Origin of the sequence: Photobacterium aquimaris, from assembly GCF_002954455.1 — a bacterium.
GTDB classification, from domain to species: Bacteria; Pseudomonadota; Gammaproteobacteria; order Enterobacterales; family Vibrionaceae; genus Photobacterium; species Photobacterium aquimaris.
This window is the reverse complement of record NZ_MSCC01000001.1, coordinates 2,473,006-2,491,928: the sequence shown is the minus strand read 5'-3', so window position 1 is coordinate 2,491,928 and position 18,923 is coordinate 2,473,006. Positions and strand designations below refer to the sequence as shown.

Sequence of the window (18,923 nt, the reverse complement as noted above, 5' to 3'; positions counted from 1 at the left end):
ATCGAGCCATCACCTTATTGATAATAATCATGATTTAATGGAGTTGAATCTATGTCTATCACCAGTTTTATGCCCCCACAACGAATTCTTATGGGGCCGGGACCTTCCGATATTTATCCGCAAGTTTTACAAGCCTTGAGCCGACCGACAATTGGCCACCTCGATCCGTTATTTATCAAAATGATGGATGAACTTAAGCTGTTATTACAATACGCTTTTCAAACCAATAATAGCTTTACCATTGCAGTCTCAGCACCAGGTAGTGCGGGTATGGAAGCGTGTTTTGTTAATTTGGTTGAAGCTGGTGATAAGGTATTAGTTTGTCGCAATGGCGTGTTTGGCGATCGTATGCGGGAGAACGTTGAACGCTGTGGCGGTGTCGCGATCATGGTTGATAATGCTTGGGGTGAGCCGGTATCTCCTGCCTTAGTTGAGCAAGCATTACAGGCTGATCCTGAGATTAAAGTCGTTGCATTTGTGCATGCAGAAACCTCAACCGGTGCATTGAGTGATGCCAAAACAATCGCAGAAATTGCCCGTAAATATCAATGTTTAACCATTGTTGATGTGGTGACCTCATTAGGCGGCGTACCTTTGCTGGTGGATGAATGGCAACTTGATGCGGTTTATTCTGGTAGTCAAAAATGTTTATCGTGTGTGCCAGGGCTATCTCCATTGACCTTTTCTGAAAAAGCGATCGCTAAAATACAACAGCGTAAAACAGCAGTGCAAAGTTGGTTTTTGGATCAAAGTTTAGTCTTGGGTTATTGGAGTGGTGAAGGTAAGCGTAGTTATCACCATACCGCGCCGGTAAACAGTTTATATGCACTGCATGAAGCGCTAGTGCTGTTACACAATGAAGGTTTAGAGCAAGCGTGGCAACGTCATCAACGAGCTCATATTGAGTTAAAGACTGGATTGGAAGCATTAGGTATTCAATTTGTGGTTGAAGAGGCATATCGATTACCACAGCTTAATGCTGTTTATATTCCTGAGGGGGTTGATGATGCAGCGGTCAGATCAACCTTATTGGAGCGTTATAATCTTGAAATTGGTGCTGGGCTAGGCACCTTAGCTGGTAAGGCATGGCGGATTGGATTGATGGGCTATACTGCTCGCAGTGAGAATGTTGCTCTATGCCTTAAAGCACTTGAAAGCACCTTGAAATAACATTGATGATGAACCATCAATGGCAATCTTGGCTGCCATTGATGGTTTACTGTGATTATTTCGCTGATGAGACCGTCGCTATTGCTGCGCTAGGTAGCGTGATCCCCGGAAATAATTGTTGTGCCTCAGTCGCCACTTGCTCGGCTTGCGCTGTTTGACCTTGATTGTAATATGCCAGAACAAGGTTCTGATATAACGCCGGCCGTGGCCATGTTTGAGCTTTTTGGTTTGCCCACCGTACATAATCTGCAACCAGTTGGGGTTTATCTGTCGCGATCCCTAGTTGTAATTGAGTGAGGTGTAAATCCCATTCAAATCGATGTTGCCATGCCCATGGATTATTCACTTTGACCAAATAGTTGATATCAACCGGACGAGTCGTTTCAAACTTTGTTAGTAACCAACCTGAATATAAGGTGGTGATCATAAAGCTGGTGATCATGATTGGTAATGCAATTGCACTTACTTTCAGTGCCAGTATGTATTGGGTTTGATAGCGATAGTATTTGGTCGTGAGATTATCAACCCAAAAGATCAAAATAATAAAAATGATCCAATGGGTGAGTGAATGATAAAACGGATATTCTAATTGTGTGTGTAATACGATAGGGAAAAATAATCCGATTAATGCTAATTGGGTACCATTAGGCGCTTTTTTAATGCTAATAAGCACAGCAAGTGCTGCCACAATGAGTCCTAGTAACGGTACGATACCACCTTCTGCAGCCCAATAAAGTAATTCATTATGAGGGTGATCTAAACTTGGAATTCCTGCGTGTTGCTGTGACGGATCTCGTTGATGCCATAATGCGGTTTGAGTAATATATGTGGCTTCAAACTTACCATAGCCATAACCTGTTAACGGTTTAGTGGTAAACATTTCATAAGCTTGTGGCATCATTATCGAACGTTGGCTTGCTAATGTAACCCGTGCTTGTTGCGAAAAAGAACTGTCTGTTGTGCTACTTATTTGCCATGCCAATGCCATGCCTAATAATAACACTAAGCCCCACATTCGTTGTTGATATCTTGCGGCAAAACGGTGTAAATATGGCAACATCAATAATGAACCGATAATCGCACCTAACCAGCCAGTACGTGAGTTAAGCACCACTAATAGTGGAATCGTCAATACCGGCACCGCTAATAAAATCAGGTGTTGCCAAGCCCATTTACCACGATAACGCGGTAAACGTGCTAATAAATAGGCGGCGATAACCAATCCTGTGGCCAAGAAACTTGCCATCACATTGGGTTGTTGAAAAATACCATAAGGCCGATTAGCGATGATGTCATAACCAAAGCGATTATTGGTACCAAGCCATAAAAATTGGTACCAGCCAAATGTCGCTTCAATTAATACCGCGATGGTAATAAACCACAGTAAGCGTTGACGTTGGTTATGGGTAAAAACAAATTGCTGGAGACTGATAAAAAATAAAAAACCGCTCCAAAGAGCGAGTAAACGGTTTAATACAGCAAAGCCATCTGCATTCGTGTAAAACACCGGTAATGACAGTAATACACAGCAACTAAATAAAATCAGCGTCATACGAGAATAGCGCCAGACTTTTTGGCGGCAGATCTCTAATAAGCCGCAACTAATGGCAAAGCTAAATGGAATCCAGGCAGCAGCATTAAACGATAACTCAAGCCCGGAACCACCAGGATTATGCTGAAAGTAATGCATCGCAATAATAAACAATAAGCCAATACTGGCTAAGAAAAAACGTACTAAAGGTAATGGCTTAGAAATCCGTTTCTGTTCTAATTTCGTACCTTGAAGTTGTAACACTGTCATGGTGAGTCCTGAGTGAAAAAGCAAACAGGCTGACCAAAGTCAACCTGCTCATAGGGCCTAATTACGTTTTACAATTAGCGATTAAGTAATGGCTTAAGAAACCTTGCTGTATGAGAACCAGTCACCAGCGCTACCTGTTCAGGAGTACCCGTCGCGATAATTTCACCGCCACCATTACCGCCTTCGGGTCCAAGATCGATGACCCAATCCGCTGTTTTGACCACATCTAGATTATGTTCGATAACCACAATGGTATTGCCGCGATCACGTAGCTGATGTAATACGGTAAGCAATTGTTGAATATCGTGAAAATGCAAGCCAGTGGTAGGCTCATCTAAAATATATAATGTTTTTCCGGTATCGCGCTTAGATAACTCTTTAGCCAGTTTAACCCGTTGTGCTTCACCACCGGATAAGGTTGTCGCTGCTTGGCCAAGACGAATATACGATAAGCCGACATCAATTAATGTCTTTAATTTTCGTGCAATTGCTGGAACGGGTTCAAAAAATTGATGAGCATCTTCAACAGTTAGTTGTAATACTTCATCAATACTCTTGCCTTTGTAACGCACTTCTAGTGTTTCACGGTTATAACGTTTGCCTTTACAAGCATCACAAGGCACATAGACATCAGGTAAAAAGTGCATTTCTACTTTGATAACGCCATCACCTTGGCAGGCTTCGCAACGACCGCCACGAACATTGAAGCTAAATCGGCCCGCTTTATAACCGCGCGAACGAGACTCTTGAGTACCTGCAAATAATTCACGAATAGGGGTGAAAATACCAGTATAGGTCGCAGGGTTAGAGCGTGGTGTGCGCCCGATTGGGCTTTGATCAATATCGATCACTTTATCAAAATGTTCTAAATTCTCAATGTCTTGATAAGGTGCAGGCGTGCCAGTAGTTGCACCATTAAGTCGTTGGTGAGCAATTTTAAAGAAGGTGTCATTGATCAAGGTTGATTTACCTGATCCAGAAACACCGGTAATGCAAGTCAGTAACCCAACAGGGATCTCGAGGTTAACATCTTTAAGGTTGTTGCCACTGGCACCAATAAGCTTGACGGTTTTTGTAGCGTCAAATGGCACTCGTTGCTCAGGAATGGCAATTAATTTTTTACCGCTAAGATACTGGCCTGTTAGTGATTTTTTTGATTTTAGAATATCTTTAACAGTACCTTCAGCAATAATTTCGCCACCATGAACACCTGCACCAGGGCCGATATCAATCACATAATCAGCAGCGCGAATAGCATCTTCATCATGCTCTACCACAATCACCGTATTACCAAGATCACGCAGGTGGATCAGGGTTTTGAGTAGACGTTCATTATCTCGTTGATGAAGACCAATTGATGGCTCATCAAGGACATACATCACCCCCATTAAACCAGCACCAATTTGGCTTGCTAAACGGATCCGCTGTGCTTCACCGCCTGAAAGGGTATCAGCGCTGCGTGATAGGCTGAGATAATTAAGCCCAACATTGATCAAGAAACTTAAACGTTCATTAATTTCTTTTAAAATTTTGGCGGCAATTTGCGCTCGTTGACCGGTTAATGCCAATTGATCAAAGAAAGTGAAGGCGTCGTTGATACTCATTTCACAGATGTGGGGCAGATTAGTTTCACCAATAAAGACATGCCGTGCTTCTTGGCGTAAGCGTGAACCATGGCAGCTGGCACAAGGTTTGGTTGAGACAAATTTAGCCAGTTCTTCACGGACAGAATTGGATTCTGTTTCGTGATAACGGCGCTCCATATTATTTAAAATACCTTCAAAAGGGTGACGACGAACGGTAATGTCACCGCGATCATTAATGTACTTAAATTCAATATCCGTAGTGCCTGAGCCTGAAAGGATTAAGGTTTTTATTTTTTTCGGCAGGGTATCGAATGGGGCTTCAACATCAAATTTAAAATGTTCTGCTAATGATTTTAGCATTTGGAAATAGTAAAAATTACGCTTATCCCAGCCGCGAATAGCGCCACCGGCTAAACTCAGTTCACCATTTTGTACCACTCGCTCAGGATCAAAGTATTGTTGTACTCCTAAGCCATCACAGGTGCCACATGCGCCGGCTGGGTTATTGAATGAGAACAATCGAGGTTCAAGCTCTTGCATGCTATAGCCACAATGTGGGCAAGCAAAGTTAGCCGAAAAAACTTGTTCAGTTGAGTCACCGGTAGTCATTGGTGCAATGATAACCGTACCACCAGAAAGCTCAAGTGCGGTTTCAAATGATTCAGCTAAGCGTAACTGTAGATCATCACGGACTTTAAACCGATCGACCACCACTTCAATGGTGTGTTTTTTATGAAGTTCTAATGTTGGTGGATCAGAAAGATCACACACTTCACCATCGATACGCGCACGAATATAACCTTGAGCGGTAAGGTTAGCGAGAGTTTTTACATGCTCGCCTTTACGATCTTTGACGATCGGTGCTAGCAGCATAAGCTTACTGCCTTCATCCATAGCCAACACTTGATCAACCATTTGACTGACGGTTTGTGCTGCAAGAGGAGCATCATGAATGGGACAGCGAGGTTCACCTACACGTGCATAGAGCAAGCGTAAATAGTCATAAATTTCAGTAATGGTGCCAACGGTTGAGCGCGGGTTATGCGAAGTTGATTTTTGCTCAATAGAAATTGCAGGCGATAAGCCCTCAATGTGATCAACATCGGGCTTTTCCATTAATGATAGAAATTGACGAGCATAAGCCGATAGTGATTCGACATAGCGGCGTTGACCTTCAGCATATAAAGTATCAAATGCTAACGATGATTTTCCCGAACCAGATAAGCCCGTGATAACAACGAGCTTGTCGCGAGGAATGGAAATATTGATGTTTTTAAGATTATGAGTGCGCGCACCCTGTACTTCGATGTAATCCATACCAATCACTATTCTTTTGCTAGATTGTAAGTGACTAGTATTTCATAGCCGCTTTTAATGAGCAAAAGATACTGATACTGAATAAAAACACAGTAGCGCTAATAAAAAAAATCCCGCTTTAAAAAGCGGGATTGTTTATATATTTGGTTTGTTTACTTTTTGCTAGTTTGTTGTGTAGCTAGCTTTAAAGATTGCTCTTTCTTATAAACGTTTTCGTAGCAGTAGTTTGTAGCTTCAATGTAACCATCAACGCTACCACAGTCAAAACGCTTACCTTTAAATTTAAATGCAAGTACACAACCAGATTGTGCTTGTTTTAGTAGGGCGTCAGTAATTTGGATTTCGCCGCCTTTACCTGGTTCTGTTTCTTCAATGATATCAAAAATATCAGGTGTTAGAATATAACGACCGATAATTGCAAGGTTGCTTGGCGCTGTACCTGGCTCTGGCTTCTCTACCATGTTATCAACACGGAATAGATCATCACGAATCATTTGGCCTGCGATTACACCGTATTTATGGGTATCTTCTTCTGGTACTTCTTCAACAGCAACGATAGAACAACGGAATTGCTTGTAAAGTGCAGCCATTTGAGCCAATACGCCTTGCTCTTCGTTTACACAAAGGTCATCGGCAAGTACTACAGCGAAAGGTTCGTTACCTACTAGTTCACGACCCATAAGGATTGCATGACCTAAACCTTTCATTTCACCTTGACGAATGTAAGTGAAGTGAGCTGAATCAATTACGCGACGGATATCAAATAATAGCTCTTCTTTATTAGTACCGCTGATTTGGTGTTCTAGCTCGTAATTTTTATCAAAGTGATCCATTAAGGTGTTTTTACCACGACCAGTAACGATACACATACCGTTCATGCCTGCTTCAATCGCTTCCTCAACACCGTATTCAATCAAAGGCTTGTTTACAATTGGCATCATCTCTTTTGGCATTGACTTCGTTGCAGGAAGAAATCGTGTGCCGTAGCCCGCTGCTGGAAATAGACATTTCTTGATCATAGTGTTTCCTAGATTTTATGTAATTAATTGTGAGCGTAGATTGAAATCTTACCGCTAATTTCGTTAGTGAGAATTAACAAAACAATCATTATTATTGTTTTGTTAATTCCTAATCGCATCGTAATGTTAGAGATTTTAAACAATAAATCAACTTAATATCATCGTTGTTCTCGCAAAATATAACAATAAATCAAATATGTATAATCTTTAATTATTAACCATAATGACAATTCTTATATTCATGCTCAAAGTCTGGTTCATATTATAACAGCCATGATATTTACTTTATATTTAGGTGTTATTTATTTTTAATATAGTTACTATTACCTTTAATATTATTTTCAATAATTCTTCGGTTAAATTAAACGTTCAACATTGATGATATAGTTTGATCCCGAGTAGTATATATATTAAAACCATTGAAGTGTCATAAAAATGACAGTTTTGATGTTGGTTCAATTGTCAGAGTTGTCTTATATAAATATTGGTTATATTCACAATGCTATTTAGTTGTATTTTGTATGTATAATTGCGTGCTGTAACCTACTTTGGCGCTATGCCTTGACCTTGCTGACATGATAAACTGCGTGATTAAGTATAAACTTTGACTAAGCGGCTATTAACACCCAATACCGTCGCTATCAGCTTTGGAGTGAACTATGGCCAGTCGTGGCGTAAATAAAGTTATTCTAATCGGTAACTTAGGAAATGATCCTGAAATTCGTTACATGCCTAGCGGTGGTGCAGTAGCTAATATTACTATTGCAACCTCTGAGTCTTGGCGTGATAAATCTACCGGTGAGCAACGTGAAAAAACAGAGTGGCACCGTGTAGCATTGTTTGGCAAATTAGCAGAAGTTGCTGGTGAGTACTTACGTAAAGGTTCACAAGTGTACATCGAAGGCCAATTACAAACACGTAAATGGCAAAACCAACAAGGCCAAGATCAATACACGACTGAAGTCGTTGTTCAAGGCTTTAATGGTGTTATGCAGATGTTAGGTGGTCGTAACGGTGGCGCACCTATGGGTGGTCAACAACAGCAGAACCAAGGTAATTGGGGTCAGCCTCAACAACCTGCTGCTGCGCCACAGCAAAATTATGCACCACAGCAGCAACAGCAACCAGCACCGCAGCAGTCTGCTCCACAGCAACCGCAGCAGCAATATAATGAGCCACCAATGGATTTTGACGACGATATTCCATTCTAGCTCTTATATAAATTAAAAGTATAATAATAATTACTTTTAAATATAGAGAATAATACTAACCCAGCACTAGTGCTGGGTTTTTTGTGTCAAAAATAAAAAACCTAAGTTAAACTATTAATATTATTCTTATGGTTTATCTTGTTATATTTATGAAACGTTTAGATATCGTTATTACCTTTTTATTATCTTTATTGCTTACTATTGGTGTTGGTTATAATGGTAATCAAATACTTGTAGTAACTAGTAGCTTATTTTTAGCATTAATTTTATTGTCATCTAAACGTTGGCTAAAATGGGTAGTTATATTTCCAATTGGTTTAATTGCGACATTATACTTTCAATCAGGTTATATTTATGGACATCCAAATATAGGCATTATTGCATCATTACTTGAAACCAATAAACGTGAAAGTATTGAATTTTTATTAGCAGTTCCAGCAAAGGTGTGGGGTCTTAATGCCATTTTACTGTTCTTATTTTGTTACTATTTAATACAGATTAAGTTTGTTTTTCAATGGCATAAATCGGCTATTTTATTAGGTATTGTTTGTTTTTATTTTTCATCTTTAAGTGTGTTTATTAATCATATTTACATTAGTAGTGTGCACTATATTGCTCAAATGAAGGCAATTCAAAAAAGTATTCACCAACGTGCTGATTGGACGATATTAAGTGCTAAACCAAAGTATAAGAATTATGTATTAATCATTGGTGAGAGTATGCGTAAGGATTATATGTCGGCTTACGGTTACCCAATTAATACCACACCATTTTTAGCTCACACTCCCGCAATCTTGGTCAATGGTTATTTGTCGACAGCCTCTCATACCGCAGTGTCATTACCGCGAACACTCGCGATCAGTCATGGACTAGATTTACACCCAGTTAATAATATTATTACTCTGGCTAATGCTGCCAAGATGAAAACAATATGGTTATCAAATCAAGGTTTTATTGGAAAATATGATACCGCTGTGTCAGCAATTGCTGTACATGCAACCGAAAAACAATTTTTGAAAAAAGGCAATTTTCTCACTAATAATACCAGCGATTACGCCTTATTACCGTTATTTAAGCAGGCATTAGCGCAGCCTTATCAGGGCTCAAAATTAATTGTGGTGCATATTATGGGATCACATGAGAATTTTTGCGATCGAATTAAAAAAGATATTTATGGACTTAAAGATAAAGATTTATCTTGTTATTTATCTACTTACAATCAAACAGATAGTATTATTAAAACCATAGTAAATGATTTAAAAACCACTCAAGAAAGTTATTCATTATTTTATTTTTCTGATCATGGCTTGAATAATGTCAGTACAGTTAAAGGGCAGACTCAATTAGTACATGGCGATTTATATAAGCAAAATTATGAAGTGCCATTGATTGAAATAGCCAGTGATATTAAGCAGCATATTAAAGTGAACAAAAAAATTAGTGCGTTTGATTTTATGTCTATTTTCTCGCATTGGATCGGCGTTAAAACGGCGCAACTACCAGCCTTTAGTATTTATCAAGCTCCTCAAGAGAAGAGCATTCAAGTATTAAGCGGTAATCAAATGGTGCCCTTTAGCCGCTTGAAAAATGATCCTGATGAAATTATTAAGCACCATTAACTGTCATTATCTGAGATTAATCTTGAGTGTAGAATGCTGGCAGGATTTGTGATGATTTTTGTTTAATAAAATCAATAAATAACTTCGTTTTTACATGGTGATAATTTAATTTTGGATAATAAGCATAAATGGCATCTGTGGGTTGCTTTAAGGTTGGCAATACCGGTACCAGTAAGTCATTATCCAATTCGCGCTTGATAGTTTGGCTGCTGGTTAAAATCAGCCCCATGCCAGCAACAGCGCCAGCAACCAGCACTTCTGGATTAGTGGTAATAAAATTGCCTTGTAATCGTAAGCGTTGATTATTTTCAAAGGTATGATCTTGTTGGTGGTTTTGTTCACCAAATAACAGGTAATTATGTTGGCATAATTGTTCTGGAGTGGTGATTGGCAGATTATTCTCAAGGTAAGCTGGTGCGGCGTAGAACCCATTTTGGTAGCTCAATAGCTTAGTCGCAATATAACTACAAGAATTAAATTCGGTGATCTCACGGCTGATAAATACATCAAGGTTAAGATCAGGAAGTTGGCCTGCCGTGACAGTATGAAGCTCAATTTTTATTTTTGGGTAACATTGACTGAATTCTGTTAAGTAATTGACTAATAAACGGCTACCAGTGGCAAGAGGTGCACCAAGACGTAATATGCCTCCAACTTCACCATAGGTTGCCGTTGTTTCTGCTAACATTTGTTGCCAATCATTAACTAATAAGGCGCTGCGTTGGTAAAATAATTGACCAGCATCAGTCATGGTTAAGTGGCGAGTGGTACGTTTTAAAAGTTGGACCCCAAGCTGTTTTTCTAACCAAGATAAGCGTTTTGATAATGCTGAACTTGATGTATTGAGCTTATTTGCAGCTTGCGCTAATGAACCATGTTCTACTACGGTAATAAAACTATTGGCACAGGTGATCCAATCCATAAACGTATTATTCCCTTGTTACAATATTATTAATCGATTAACGGGTCTAATGTAGCGTATGCTTAGCGACGAGAAAATGATTAAGATCGTTTTGATCTCTTACATATTGATATTAATGGCATATGTGAAATAAGGATGCTATGAGAAAAGCCTCAAGGATGAAGTTAACAAATCGCTTAGTTGCCTTTGTTACCATGATCGTGATTTGCGCGATTTTAGTTATTTTTATTGGTGGTGCATTGAGTTTTCGTAAACTCGGCCAAAACGCATTAGTGCACTACCTTGACGGTGTGGTGAGTGTCATCGATCAAGAGATTTTTGAGCCTCAAGGACCGCAGGCGTTGTCTCGTTGGCTGCCTACATTGCTTAAAGCTAGTAATGTGGTGACATTAACAGTTACTGATAATAATAATCAGATTTTTGATTTTAAAAGTGATCAAGTCGTTCCTGATCCTAATGTCCTTTATCGACACCAATATAAATTACCTTCACATGCTAATTATCAAGTCACAATCACAGCTATTCCGCTTTATAGTGAATTTACCTATTCACTTGGAGCAATGTCTTCGATTTCTTTAGCGATGTTGATTGTTATTCTTGGCTTGGTGCGAGGAGTGCATTGGCTTCGAACTCAGCTCTATGGCTCTGAATTATTAGAAGAGCGTGGGCGAATGATTTTGGCAGGTAGGGTTGAACAATACGCACAAGGCAATGATTATGAATGGCCTGCAACGGCAAGTTTGGCGCTTGATCAATTAATTGGTGAACTGAAAGATGCCCGCCAAGAACGGAGTCGATTTGATACTTTTATTCGCACCCATACTTTTTTAGATCAATTAACCGGTACTGCTAATCGAGTGTTGTTTGATAGTCGTTTACAGTCGATGGTACAAGATCAAGATAATCATGGGGCGGTGATCTTATTACGCTTAAGTGACTGGGATGAACTGTGTGCTCAGCAAGGAAGAACTGTTGCCGAAGAGTTATTACAAGACATCAGTGTGATCCTCTCTAATTTTATTCAGCGTTTTCCTGATACGGTATTAGCTCGTTATTTTGATGCTGAATTTGCGATTCTGATTCCCCAACAGCCAGCCAAAGAAATTAAACTTTTTACCAATCAATTATTAAATGCTGTCGAGCGGTTATCACCTCCGGCACCGATGGAAAAAGATAATTGGTGTCATATTGGGGTCACTTATTTTCATAGTGGTGATCGCCGTGGCCGAATCATGGATGAAGTTGATACAGCTTTACGTAGTTCACAGTTACAAGGTGCAAATAATTGGAATAGCTTTACCAAAGATCATCAATGGGATAAGTCGCGTGGTAATGTTCGCTGGCGTACTCTGATTGATAAAACACTGCTACAAGGTGGACCATTATTATATCAACAGCCAATTATTATGGCGGCTAATGATCAAGTCATGAGCTACGCCTTACTTGCGCGAATAAAAGATGATAATGGCGATATTATTAAAGCATCGAATTTTATGACAGCGGTAGAACAAGTCGGTTATTCAGTGCGTTTTGATCGCGCAGTGATCAGCCAAACCTTGATGTTGCTTAAGCAACAATCTGCTATCAATAGTTATGCGGTTAATGTTACGACTGTTAGTTTACGTGACAAAAAGTTTGTTAAATGGCTACGGGATGAGTTATTGCAATTACCGCGTCCGGTATTGAATCGATTATTGTTTGAAGTATCAGAAAATATGTTAGTGAAACATCTAGATGCGATACGGCCAGTGTTGCGGGTGTTAACTGGCCTTGGCTGTAAGCTGGTGGTTTCAAAAGCAGGTCGAACGATTGTTAGTACGTACTATATTAAAGATATTAAAGCTGATTATATTAAATTACATCGTGGCTTAGTGCGTGATATTCATCAGCGTCAAGAAAATCAATTATTTGTTAGAAGTATGCTTGGTGCATGTGCCAACACTGATGCTCAAGTTATTGCGGTTGGGGTTGAGTCGAATAAGGAATGGCGAGTCTTACAACAGCTAGGTGTTGTCGCGGCTCAAGGTCGATTATTTGCTGCTGAGCAACCAATAGTGCGTGAGCCCAATGCCTAAAGGGGATGATGCTGAACATGTTAACATGATAGTTATCATTTAAAGTGATGTAGATCTGACATTTGATACATTAATATTGTGAAATAAAGACTCTTTACCTAAAGTGCAGAGCTGTTATTTGGCTCTAACTTTTGGCTTGTTTTTATCATGATTCAACGCTTATTTGCTTGGTTTCTTACCCACAAAAAGCCCTCACTTAATGCCGCAATTACTTTATTTTCTGACACCGTTGTTGTAGTTGTTGGTAGCGAAGCCGATATTGTTGTTGATTCCATATCAATAGCCTCGACTACTGAATGGCCAACTGCGATTGAAATGTTGATCACTAAGCATCAATTAACTGGGGCTCAAGTTGCAGTTATTTTAGGCCAAGGTTTATACCAAAGCTTATTGATAGATAAACCTGAATTGAGCAGTGATGAGCTAGCATTAGCGCTGCCTTATTTGGTTAAAGATTTAGTCAATGAAGCGCCTGAAGATATCGTCGCTGATGGTTTTAGCTGCCTACAAAACGATCGGCTACAGGTATTTGTTAGTACTCGCCAACAACTGAATAAGATTATTGCAGCCTGTAAATCAGCAGGATGTAATGTCGGTTGCGTGACGGTTGAAAGTGTGGTTTGGAGTGAGTTCACGGCAGATAATCGTAGCCAATTAGTGGTACATCGCCATGGTAATGGTAACCTGCAATTAACCGCCTTTAGCCAACATAAATTATTTTTTCAACGCCAATTACGAGGCTTTGACGTCTCGTTGGTGGCGATGGCAAATACTGATGCTCAATCCTTACAACTTGATAGTTTGGCGTTAGAGCTTCAACGTTCGTTGGATTTTGTTAGCGCTCAGCTGCGTGATAATCCAATTAGTCAGCTATTAATCAGTTGTGATAATGATGATAACAACCAATTAGCGCAGGCATTAAATGATCGTTTAAATGTCACTGTTAAAGCTCTCGTTCCACCTCAACCATCTTTAACCTCAACCGCGGCACGTGTTACGTGGGCTGGCCTTAAGCAAGGCTTTGACTCTGCAATTAATCTTTATTCTCAACACCTACAACCTAAGCGTCAATGGTTAACACTTAATAATATGTTGCTAAGTTGGCTAGCCTTGACTGTACTCATCGCGACAGTCAGTGGTTGTTATAGCTTTAAATCGCGTCAATTAGCGCCTGAAATTGTGTCCAATAACGCACAGTTAACTGCGGCACAAACTGAATTAGCACTAATTCAAAAGCAACTGTTACTGCATATTGTAAGCCCGATAAAGCATCAACGTGTCAGTGTATTAGAGCAAGAAATTAGTGCTAAGCAAGCAACATTGAAAGCTGTTGCCAATCATGATGCTAGTTTATTGGTTGGTTATGGTGAAGTGTTAACCCAACTTGCCGCAGCGGCATCAACCGATATCGCGATTGATCGTATTTCAATTTCAGCTGATGGTATGAATGTCAATGGTAGCGCTCGTATACCTGATGCTGTACCACGATGGTTAAGCACATTTAATCGTTATTCAACTTTGGCTGAGCGCCGATTCCAGTTATTGACTATTGATCGTGATGATAGCAATCAGGTTAGATTTAGTTTGCAAGCTCAACGTCTACAAGGGATAAATTAATGAAGTTGACGTGGAGTGAATATCAACAAAAATTCAGTAATTTATCATCACGTGAGCAATGGCTGATTGCGATATCAGGTTGGGTAGCAATTGGTTTTATTGGTGTATTTATGGTGTTAGAACCACAATGGTTGCAGTTAAAAAGCCAAACCAATAGTGTCCAGACGACAGCTAATAATGTGATCGCAACCTGTAATAAAATTACCCAATTACAACGTCAATTAACTCAGAATCCTAATCAAAAGATAGAAGCTCAAATCGTGCAACTGGATCAGCAAAATAGGGTGTTGATAGCAGAACTACAACATAAAGTTGGGCGTTTAGTTTCTCCTACTCAAATGACCAGTGTGCTTGAGCAAGTATTGGGTCACAGTCAAGCGTTGCAGTTACAAACCATGGTGTCATTACCTGCCGCTCAGTTAATGGATGGTGATGATCAGGGATATTATATACATCCATTACGAATGACATTTAAAGGTAAATACTTTGATGTTGTTGGCTATTTAACTCAACTTGAAGCGTTACCTGTGCAGTATTATTGGCGTAATTTAAACTATCAAGTGACTCAGTATCCATGGGCGAATATTGAGCTTGAACTGTATACATTAGGCGAAACTAAGGACTTTATTGGTGGTTAAATATCTCGTTACTGGTGTCGGGCTTAGTGGTTTATTGTTTGCGGTAAATATACATGCTCAGCAAGATCCTACTGCGCCATTAGGGTGGCAAAAAAAAACATCATCAGTCACCGTTTCTGCTCCCTTATTACCACAATTACAGAGTGTTATTTGTGATGCCCAAGCTTGCCGAGCGACGTTAAGTGGTAAAAGTGTCACCGTTGGCAGCGTTATTAGAGGCTATACCGTCAGTCGAGTCAGTGATAGTTCAGTGGTATTAACCCGTAATCAAAAGCAGTGGCAATTGTCACTGTTTAGCACAAACATAAAGCAGTGAAGGGCCATAAAAAATGCAACGTATCATACTTGGTGCAGTTATCGCTTCATTAGTGGGGTGTTCAACTCAAATGGGACATCAGTCGCCAGTTGCTATTAAACAAGCACTTAATCAAGCTGCTAATGATGCGGTTAGTCAACCTGCGTTTGAGCTGCCTGCTGCGGTTAATAATGATCTGATGCCAACATTAGAGAGTCATGACTTGCAATCACATCAAGCGCTTGAAAAACGTTTTCGTGTTAATGCACGTAATGTTGATGCCAATGCATTTTTTTCAAGTCTAGTCCAAGGCACGCCGTTTAATATTGTGATTCATCCAGGTGTTAACGGTCTGATCAGCTTGCAATTAACAGATGTCACTCTCGATGAAGTATTGGATGTTGTCGATGATGTTTATGGCTATAGCATTACGCGTAAAGGCAATATTATTCAGGTGTTTCCCGCAACATTGCGTACCGATATCATTACTGTCGATTATTTGCAATTGCAACGTCAAGGGGTGTCATTAACCTCGATTACTACCGGCTCTATCGCTAATAGTCGTAATGAAAACTCAAACTTAGATGATAGTGGTGATACTGCGACAGAAGGAGTGAGTACCACTACGGGGGGCACAACCATTAAGACCCGTTCTGAGAGTGATTTTTGGCAACAATTAGAAAAAGTCGTTCGTGGCATGATTGGACATGGTGATGGTCGTAATGTGATGGTATCACCGCAAGCTGGCTTGATTTCGGTGCGTGCATTTCCAAATGAATTACGTGAAGTAAAACAATTTCTGGGAATTTCACAGCAGCGGTTAGTACGTCAGGTGGTATTAGAAGCCAAGATCATGGAAGTAACGCTTAATGATAGCTATCAGCAGGGCATTAACTGGCAAAATATCACCCGCAGTATTGGCGGCACCAATATTGTAGTGGGGACAACGCCGATTGTTGATGCTAGTGCCATTGCAGCATTGCCTGGTGGTAACGTGATTTCAAATCTATTAGGCGGACAAACAAATATCACCATTAGTGATGGTAATTTCACCTCTGTACTGAGTTTTCTTGAAACTCAAGGTGATCTTAATGTGTTATCAAGCCCACGGGTGACAGCGGCTAATAATCAAAAAGCAGTGATCAAAGTCGGTGGCGATGAATATTTTGTCACCAATGTTTCAAGTAGTAATGTTTCTGGTGATAACAGTACTGCTGCACCTGATATTGAATTAACGCCCTTTTTCTCTGGTATTTCACTGGATGTGACCCCGCAAATTGACGATCAAGGCGGAGTGTTATTACATGTTCACCCTGCGGTGGTTGATATTAAAAATGAAATCAAAGCGGTTGATTTAGGTGAAAAGTTTGGTGTTTATCAATTGCCATTAGCCAAAAGTACCATTCGTGAATCTGATTCTATTATTCACGCTCGTAGTGGTGATGTGGTGGTCATTGGTGGTTTGATGAAAACCGCGATGACAGATCAAGTATCAAAAGTCCCCTTGCTTGGTGATATTCCTGTGGTGGGTAATCTGTTTCGGAATATTAATAAAGTGAAGCAAAAAACCGAATTGGTGATTTTATTAAAGCCAACCGTGATCAGTGATCAAACCTGGCAACAAGAGATCGAACGCTCGCGAACATTGGTTAATGAATGGTTTCCGGAACCTAAATAACTGATGTATTTATCGCATTTCGGGTTTAAACAAGCACCGTTTTCATTAACCCCTAATACAGCCTTATTTCATGCTTTACCAACCCATTTAACCGCTATCGAGACTGTGCTAGCTGGGTTGGCGATGGGCGAAGGAATAATGCAGTTATCTGGTGAAGTGGGAACGGGAAAAACCCTCGTTTGTCGTATGTTGATCAATCGATTACCCCCTCGGTATGATTTGGTTTATTTACCGACACCTGCTCAGTGTGGACTTAGTTTACAGGTGGCATTAGCCGATGAGTTAGGGATTAATATCGATACAGAACAGCATCGACTAACAGTTGATATTCATGACCAATTATTGCACCGCAAAGCCAAAGGTCGCGCGGTGGTGGTGGTGATCGATGAAGCACAAGCATTGACTGATGATGCGCTCGAAATGATCCGTTTATTGGGTAATATTGAAACAGAATCAGAAAAATTACTTCATATCGTGTTAATTGGACAGCCTGAACTCGATCAACGCTTAGCTGCGCATCAGTTACGTCAATTGCAACAACGGATCACTTTTCGAACGACGTTATTAGCGTTAAATGAGGCTGAAGCTGTGGCTTATATTGAACATCGATTATCGGTTTCTGGTTGCCATTCTCAGTTATTTTCCATCGCTCAATCGCGCGCGATTTGGTTTGCCAGTGGCGGTATTCCAAGGTTGATTAATCAATTGGCACATAAAGCCTTATTAGCGGCTTATAGCCACCAACGGCAATGTATTTGTCGACAAGATATTAATATTGCGATTGCTGATACTGTGGCAGCTCGACAATCAAGTCGGTTGTGGTGGCAATGGCTGAGATGGAAATATTTATGAGTGAGCTAAATCGTCGCCTGAGTGCTTTAGCACAACAACAGCCCCATGCTGCAGATATAGCATTAGAGCCTGCAATGATAAAACCGATACCGACTCATCGTCATCGCACTGTTGTGGCGATCATTATGGGATTGTTAGTGATAGCAATAATTATCATGTTTAGTAAAAGCTGGCACCAATCTGTGGCTGTGACGACGAAAAAAATAGCGGTTATATCACCACCTGAGGTGGCCCCAATACCAGCAACGAGGTCGGTAAAACCAGCCGTTGTGGTGGCACCAATTACATCAGTCACACCCAATGTTGCCGTAACGGATGTGAAATCATCCTTAGTTGAGTTGCCCATTGCAGAGTCTGCGTTTGAAACATTAGAGATTGAACAAGAGCTTGCCAGTTCATATGAGCAAGGCTACGACAATGGTTATCAACATGCATTAGCAGAGCAACAATCAGTCAAAAATATCACTGTTGCGTCGCTGCCAGCTGTGAAGCCAGAGCCAAAACCATTACCCAGTCGATTATCGATTCAAACTGTGGCGTTAACAGCATCACAATTGGCAGATGTTGAATACCGTAAAGCACAAAAAGCATTGCGTCAGGCAAATAGCCGCCAAGGGATCATCCATCTTGAAGCGGCATTAAAGTATCGTCCGCAATGGGTGACGGCAAGGCAAAAACTGGCAGCATTATATTATGGCCGTGGGGATGATCGCCAAGCGGTGACGATATTACAGCAAGGATTACAGTTGCAACCTAACAATACCGAATTACGGTTAACATTAGCTAAATTGCTGGTTAATGAACAACAACAGCAAGCAGCATTTGTGGTCTTACAGCAACCAAAGAATGTTGATTCAGTGGCTTTTTTAGCAATGCGAGCAGGATTGGCGCAGCAGTTAAATCATACCGGGCTAGCCCTTGCGAGCTATCAACAATTGTTACGTCATGATGTAACGGACGGTCGCTGGTGGTTAGGATTAGCCATTGCTCAAGAGCGCAATCAGCAGCCAACGTTAGCATTAGCTTCTTATCGTAACGGATTAACTCACGGTGGGCTGTCGTCAGCGTCACAACAATTTATTCAGCAACGTATCATGGCGCTACAAACGCAAAGGAGTTAGCA

General features: G+C 40.4%; 14 protein-coding genes. 10 read left to right on the top strand and 4 right to left on the bottom strand.

Features of this window, described 5'->3' with window-relative positions; translation table 11 throughout:
- Positions 1-51: 51 nt before the first annotated feature.
- Positions 52-1,170, top strand: coding sequence for a pyridoxal-phosphate-dependent aminotransferase family protein (locus BTN98_RS11015; RefSeq protein ID WP_060998357.1), 1,119 nt, complete (start codon positions 52-54; stop codon positions 1,168-1,170).
- A 55-nt stretch (positions 1,171-1,225) separates the two neighbouring features.
- Here BTN98_RS11015 and BTN98_RS11010 read toward each other — a convergent pair whose 3' ends face one another.
- The 3 genes from BTN98_RS11010 to galU form a co-directional block, all read right to left on the bottom strand.
- Positions 1,226-2,971, bottom strand: coding sequence for a PglL family O-oligosaccharyltransferase (locus tag BTN98_RS11010; protein ID WP_060998356.1), 1,746 nt, complete (start codon positions 2,969-2,971; stop codon positions 1,226-1,228).
- A gap of 74 nt (positions 2,972-3,045) precedes the next feature.
- Positions 3,046-5,874: an excinuclease ABC subunit UvrA gene (gene uvrA / locus BTN98_RS11005; RefSeq protein ID WP_060998355.1), complete on the bottom strand. Its 2,829-nt coding sequence runs from the start codon at positions 5,872-5,874 to the stop codon at positions 3,046-3,048.
- 152 nt (positions 5,875-6,026) lie between these two features.
- Entirely contained in the window at positions 6,027-6,893 is an 867-nt protein-coding gene (gene galU / locus BTN98_RS11000; protein WP_060998354.1) for a UTP--glucose-1-phosphate uridylyltransferase GalU, read from the bottom strand.
- A 659-nt stretch (positions 6,894-7,552) separates the two neighbouring features.
- Here galU and BTN98_RS10995 point away from each other — a divergent pair.
- Positions 7,553-8,104 carry a single-stranded DNA-binding protein gene (locus tag BTN98_RS10995; RefSeq protein WP_060998353.1) on the top strand — a complete coding sequence of 184 codons (552 nt, stop codon included), beginning with the start codon at positions 7,553-7,555 and terminating at the stop codon, positions 8,102-8,104.
- A 149-nt stretch (positions 8,105-8,253) separates the two neighbouring features.
- On the top strand, positions 8,254-9,723 hold the full coding sequence (locus BTN98_RS10990; protein WP_060998352.1) for a phosphoethanolamine transferase: 1,470 nt from the start codon (positions 8,254-8,256) through the stop codon (positions 9,721-9,723).
- A gap of 16 nt (positions 9,724-9,739) precedes the next feature.
- Here BTN98_RS10990 and BTN98_RS10985 read toward each other — a convergent pair whose 3' ends face one another.
- Positions 9,740-10,645, bottom strand: coding sequence for a LysR family transcriptional regulator (locus tag BTN98_RS10985; protein WP_060998351.1), 906 nt, complete (start codon positions 10,643-10,645; stop codon positions 9,740-9,742).
- A 140-nt stretch (positions 10,646-10,785) separates the two neighbouring features.
- On the opposite strand from BTN98_RS10985, the gene csrD reads away from it, so the two are divergent.
- From csrD to BTN98_RS10950, 7 genes are all read left to right on the top strand, one after another.
- Complete coding sequence (csrD, locus tag BTN98_RS10980; protein ID WP_060998350.1) at positions 10,786-12,720, top strand: RNase E specificity factor CsrD; 1,935 nt, start codon at positions 10,786-10,788, stop codon at positions 12,718-12,720.
- A 147-nt stretch (positions 12,721-12,867) separates the two neighbouring features.
- Positions 12,868-14,337: a hypothetical protein gene (locus BTN98_RS10975; protein ID WP_060998349.1), complete on the top strand. Its 1,470-nt coding sequence runs from the start codon at positions 12,868-12,870 to the stop codon at positions 14,335-14,337.
- Positions 14,337-14,975 (top strand): hypothetical protein, encoded by a 639-nt coding sequence (locus BTN98_RS10970; RefSeq protein ID WP_060998348.1) that lies wholly within the window; start codon positions 14,337-14,339, stop codon positions 14,973-14,975. Before BTN98_RS10975 ends, BTN98_RS10970 begins: the two co-directional genes overlap by 1 nt.
- Positions 14,968-15,291, top strand: coding sequence for a hypothetical protein (locus tag BTN98_RS10965; RefSeq protein WP_060998347.1), 324 nt, complete (start codon positions 14,968-14,970; stop codon positions 15,289-15,291). The genes BTN98_RS10970 and BTN98_RS10965 overlap by 8 nt, the downstream gene beginning before the upstream one ends.
- A gap of 13 nt (positions 15,292-15,304) precedes the next feature.
- Positions 15,305-16,948, top strand: coding sequence for a pilus (MSHA type) biogenesis protein MshL (gene mshL / locus BTN98_RS10960; protein WP_060998346.1), 1,644 nt, complete (start codon positions 15,305-15,307; stop codon positions 16,946-16,948).
- A gap of 3 nt (positions 16,949-16,951) precedes the next feature.
- Positions 16,952-17,800, top strand: coding sequence for an ExeA family protein (locus BTN98_RS10955; RefSeq protein WP_060998345.1), 849 nt, complete (start codon positions 16,952-16,954; stop codon positions 17,798-17,800).
- Positions 17,797-18,921, top strand: coding sequence for a tetratricopeptide repeat protein (locus BTN98_RS10950; protein ID WP_060998344.1), 1,125 nt, complete (start codon positions 17,797-17,799; stop codon positions 18,919-18,921). Before BTN98_RS10955 ends, BTN98_RS10950 begins: the two co-directional genes overlap by 4 nt.
- The last annotated feature ends 2 nt before the right edge of the window (positions 18,922-18,923 follow it).

What these genes read in the sequence shown, in the direction of transcription:
- BTN98_RS11015 (WP_060998357.1), top strand. Translation starts at nt 52, where the DNA reads ATGTCTATCACCAGTTTTATGCCCCCACAACGAATTCTTATGGGGCCG.
- BTN98_RS11010 (WP_060998356.1), bottom strand. Translation starts at nt 2,971, where the DNA reads ATGACAGTGTTACAACTTCAAGGTACGAAATTAGAACAGAAACGGATT.
- uvrA (WP_060998355.1), bottom strand. Translation starts at nt 5,874, where the DNA reads ATGGATTACATCGAAGTACAGGGTGCGCGCACTCATAATCTTAAAAAC.
- galU (WP_060998354.1), bottom strand. Translation starts at nt 6,893, where the DNA reads ATGATCAAGAAATGTCTATTTCCAGCAGCGGGCTACGGCACACGATTT.
- BTN98_RS10995 (WP_060998353.1), top strand. Translation starts at nt 7,553, where the DNA reads ATGGCCAGTCGTGGCGTAAATAAAGTTATTCTAATCGGTAACTTAGGA.
- BTN98_RS10990 (WP_060998352.1), top strand. Translation starts at nt 8,254, where the DNA reads ATGAAACGTTTAGATATCGTTATTACCTTTTTATTATCTTTATTGCTT.
- BTN98_RS10985 (WP_060998351.1), bottom strand. Translation starts at nt 10,645, where the DNA reads ATGGATTGGATCACCTGTGCCAATAGTTTTATTACCGTAGTAGAACAT.
- csrD (WP_060998350.1), top strand. Translation starts at nt 10,786, where the DNA reads ATGAGAAAAGCCTCAAGGATGAAGTTAACAAATCGCTTAGTTGCCTTT.
- BTN98_RS10975 (WP_060998349.1), top strand. Translation starts at nt 12,868, where the DNA reads ATGATTCAACGCTTATTTGCTTGGTTTCTTACCCACAAAAAGCCCTCA.
- BTN98_RS10970 (WP_060998348.1), top strand. Translation starts at nt 14,337, where the DNA reads ATGAAGTTGACGTGGAGTGAATATCAACAAAAATTCAGTAATTTATCA.
- mshL (WP_060998346.1), top strand. Translation starts at nt 15,305, where the DNA reads ATGCAACGTATCATACTTGGTGCAGTTATCGCTTCATTAGTGGGGTGT.
- BTN98_RS10955 (WP_060998345.1), top strand. Translation starts at nt 16,952, where the DNA reads ATGTATTTATCGCATTTCGGGTTTAAACAAGCACCGTTTTCATTAACC.
- BTN98_RS10950 (WP_060998344.1), top strand. Translation starts at nt 17,797, where the DNA reads ATGAGTGAGCTAAATCGTCGCCTGAGTGCTTTAGCACAACAACAGCCC.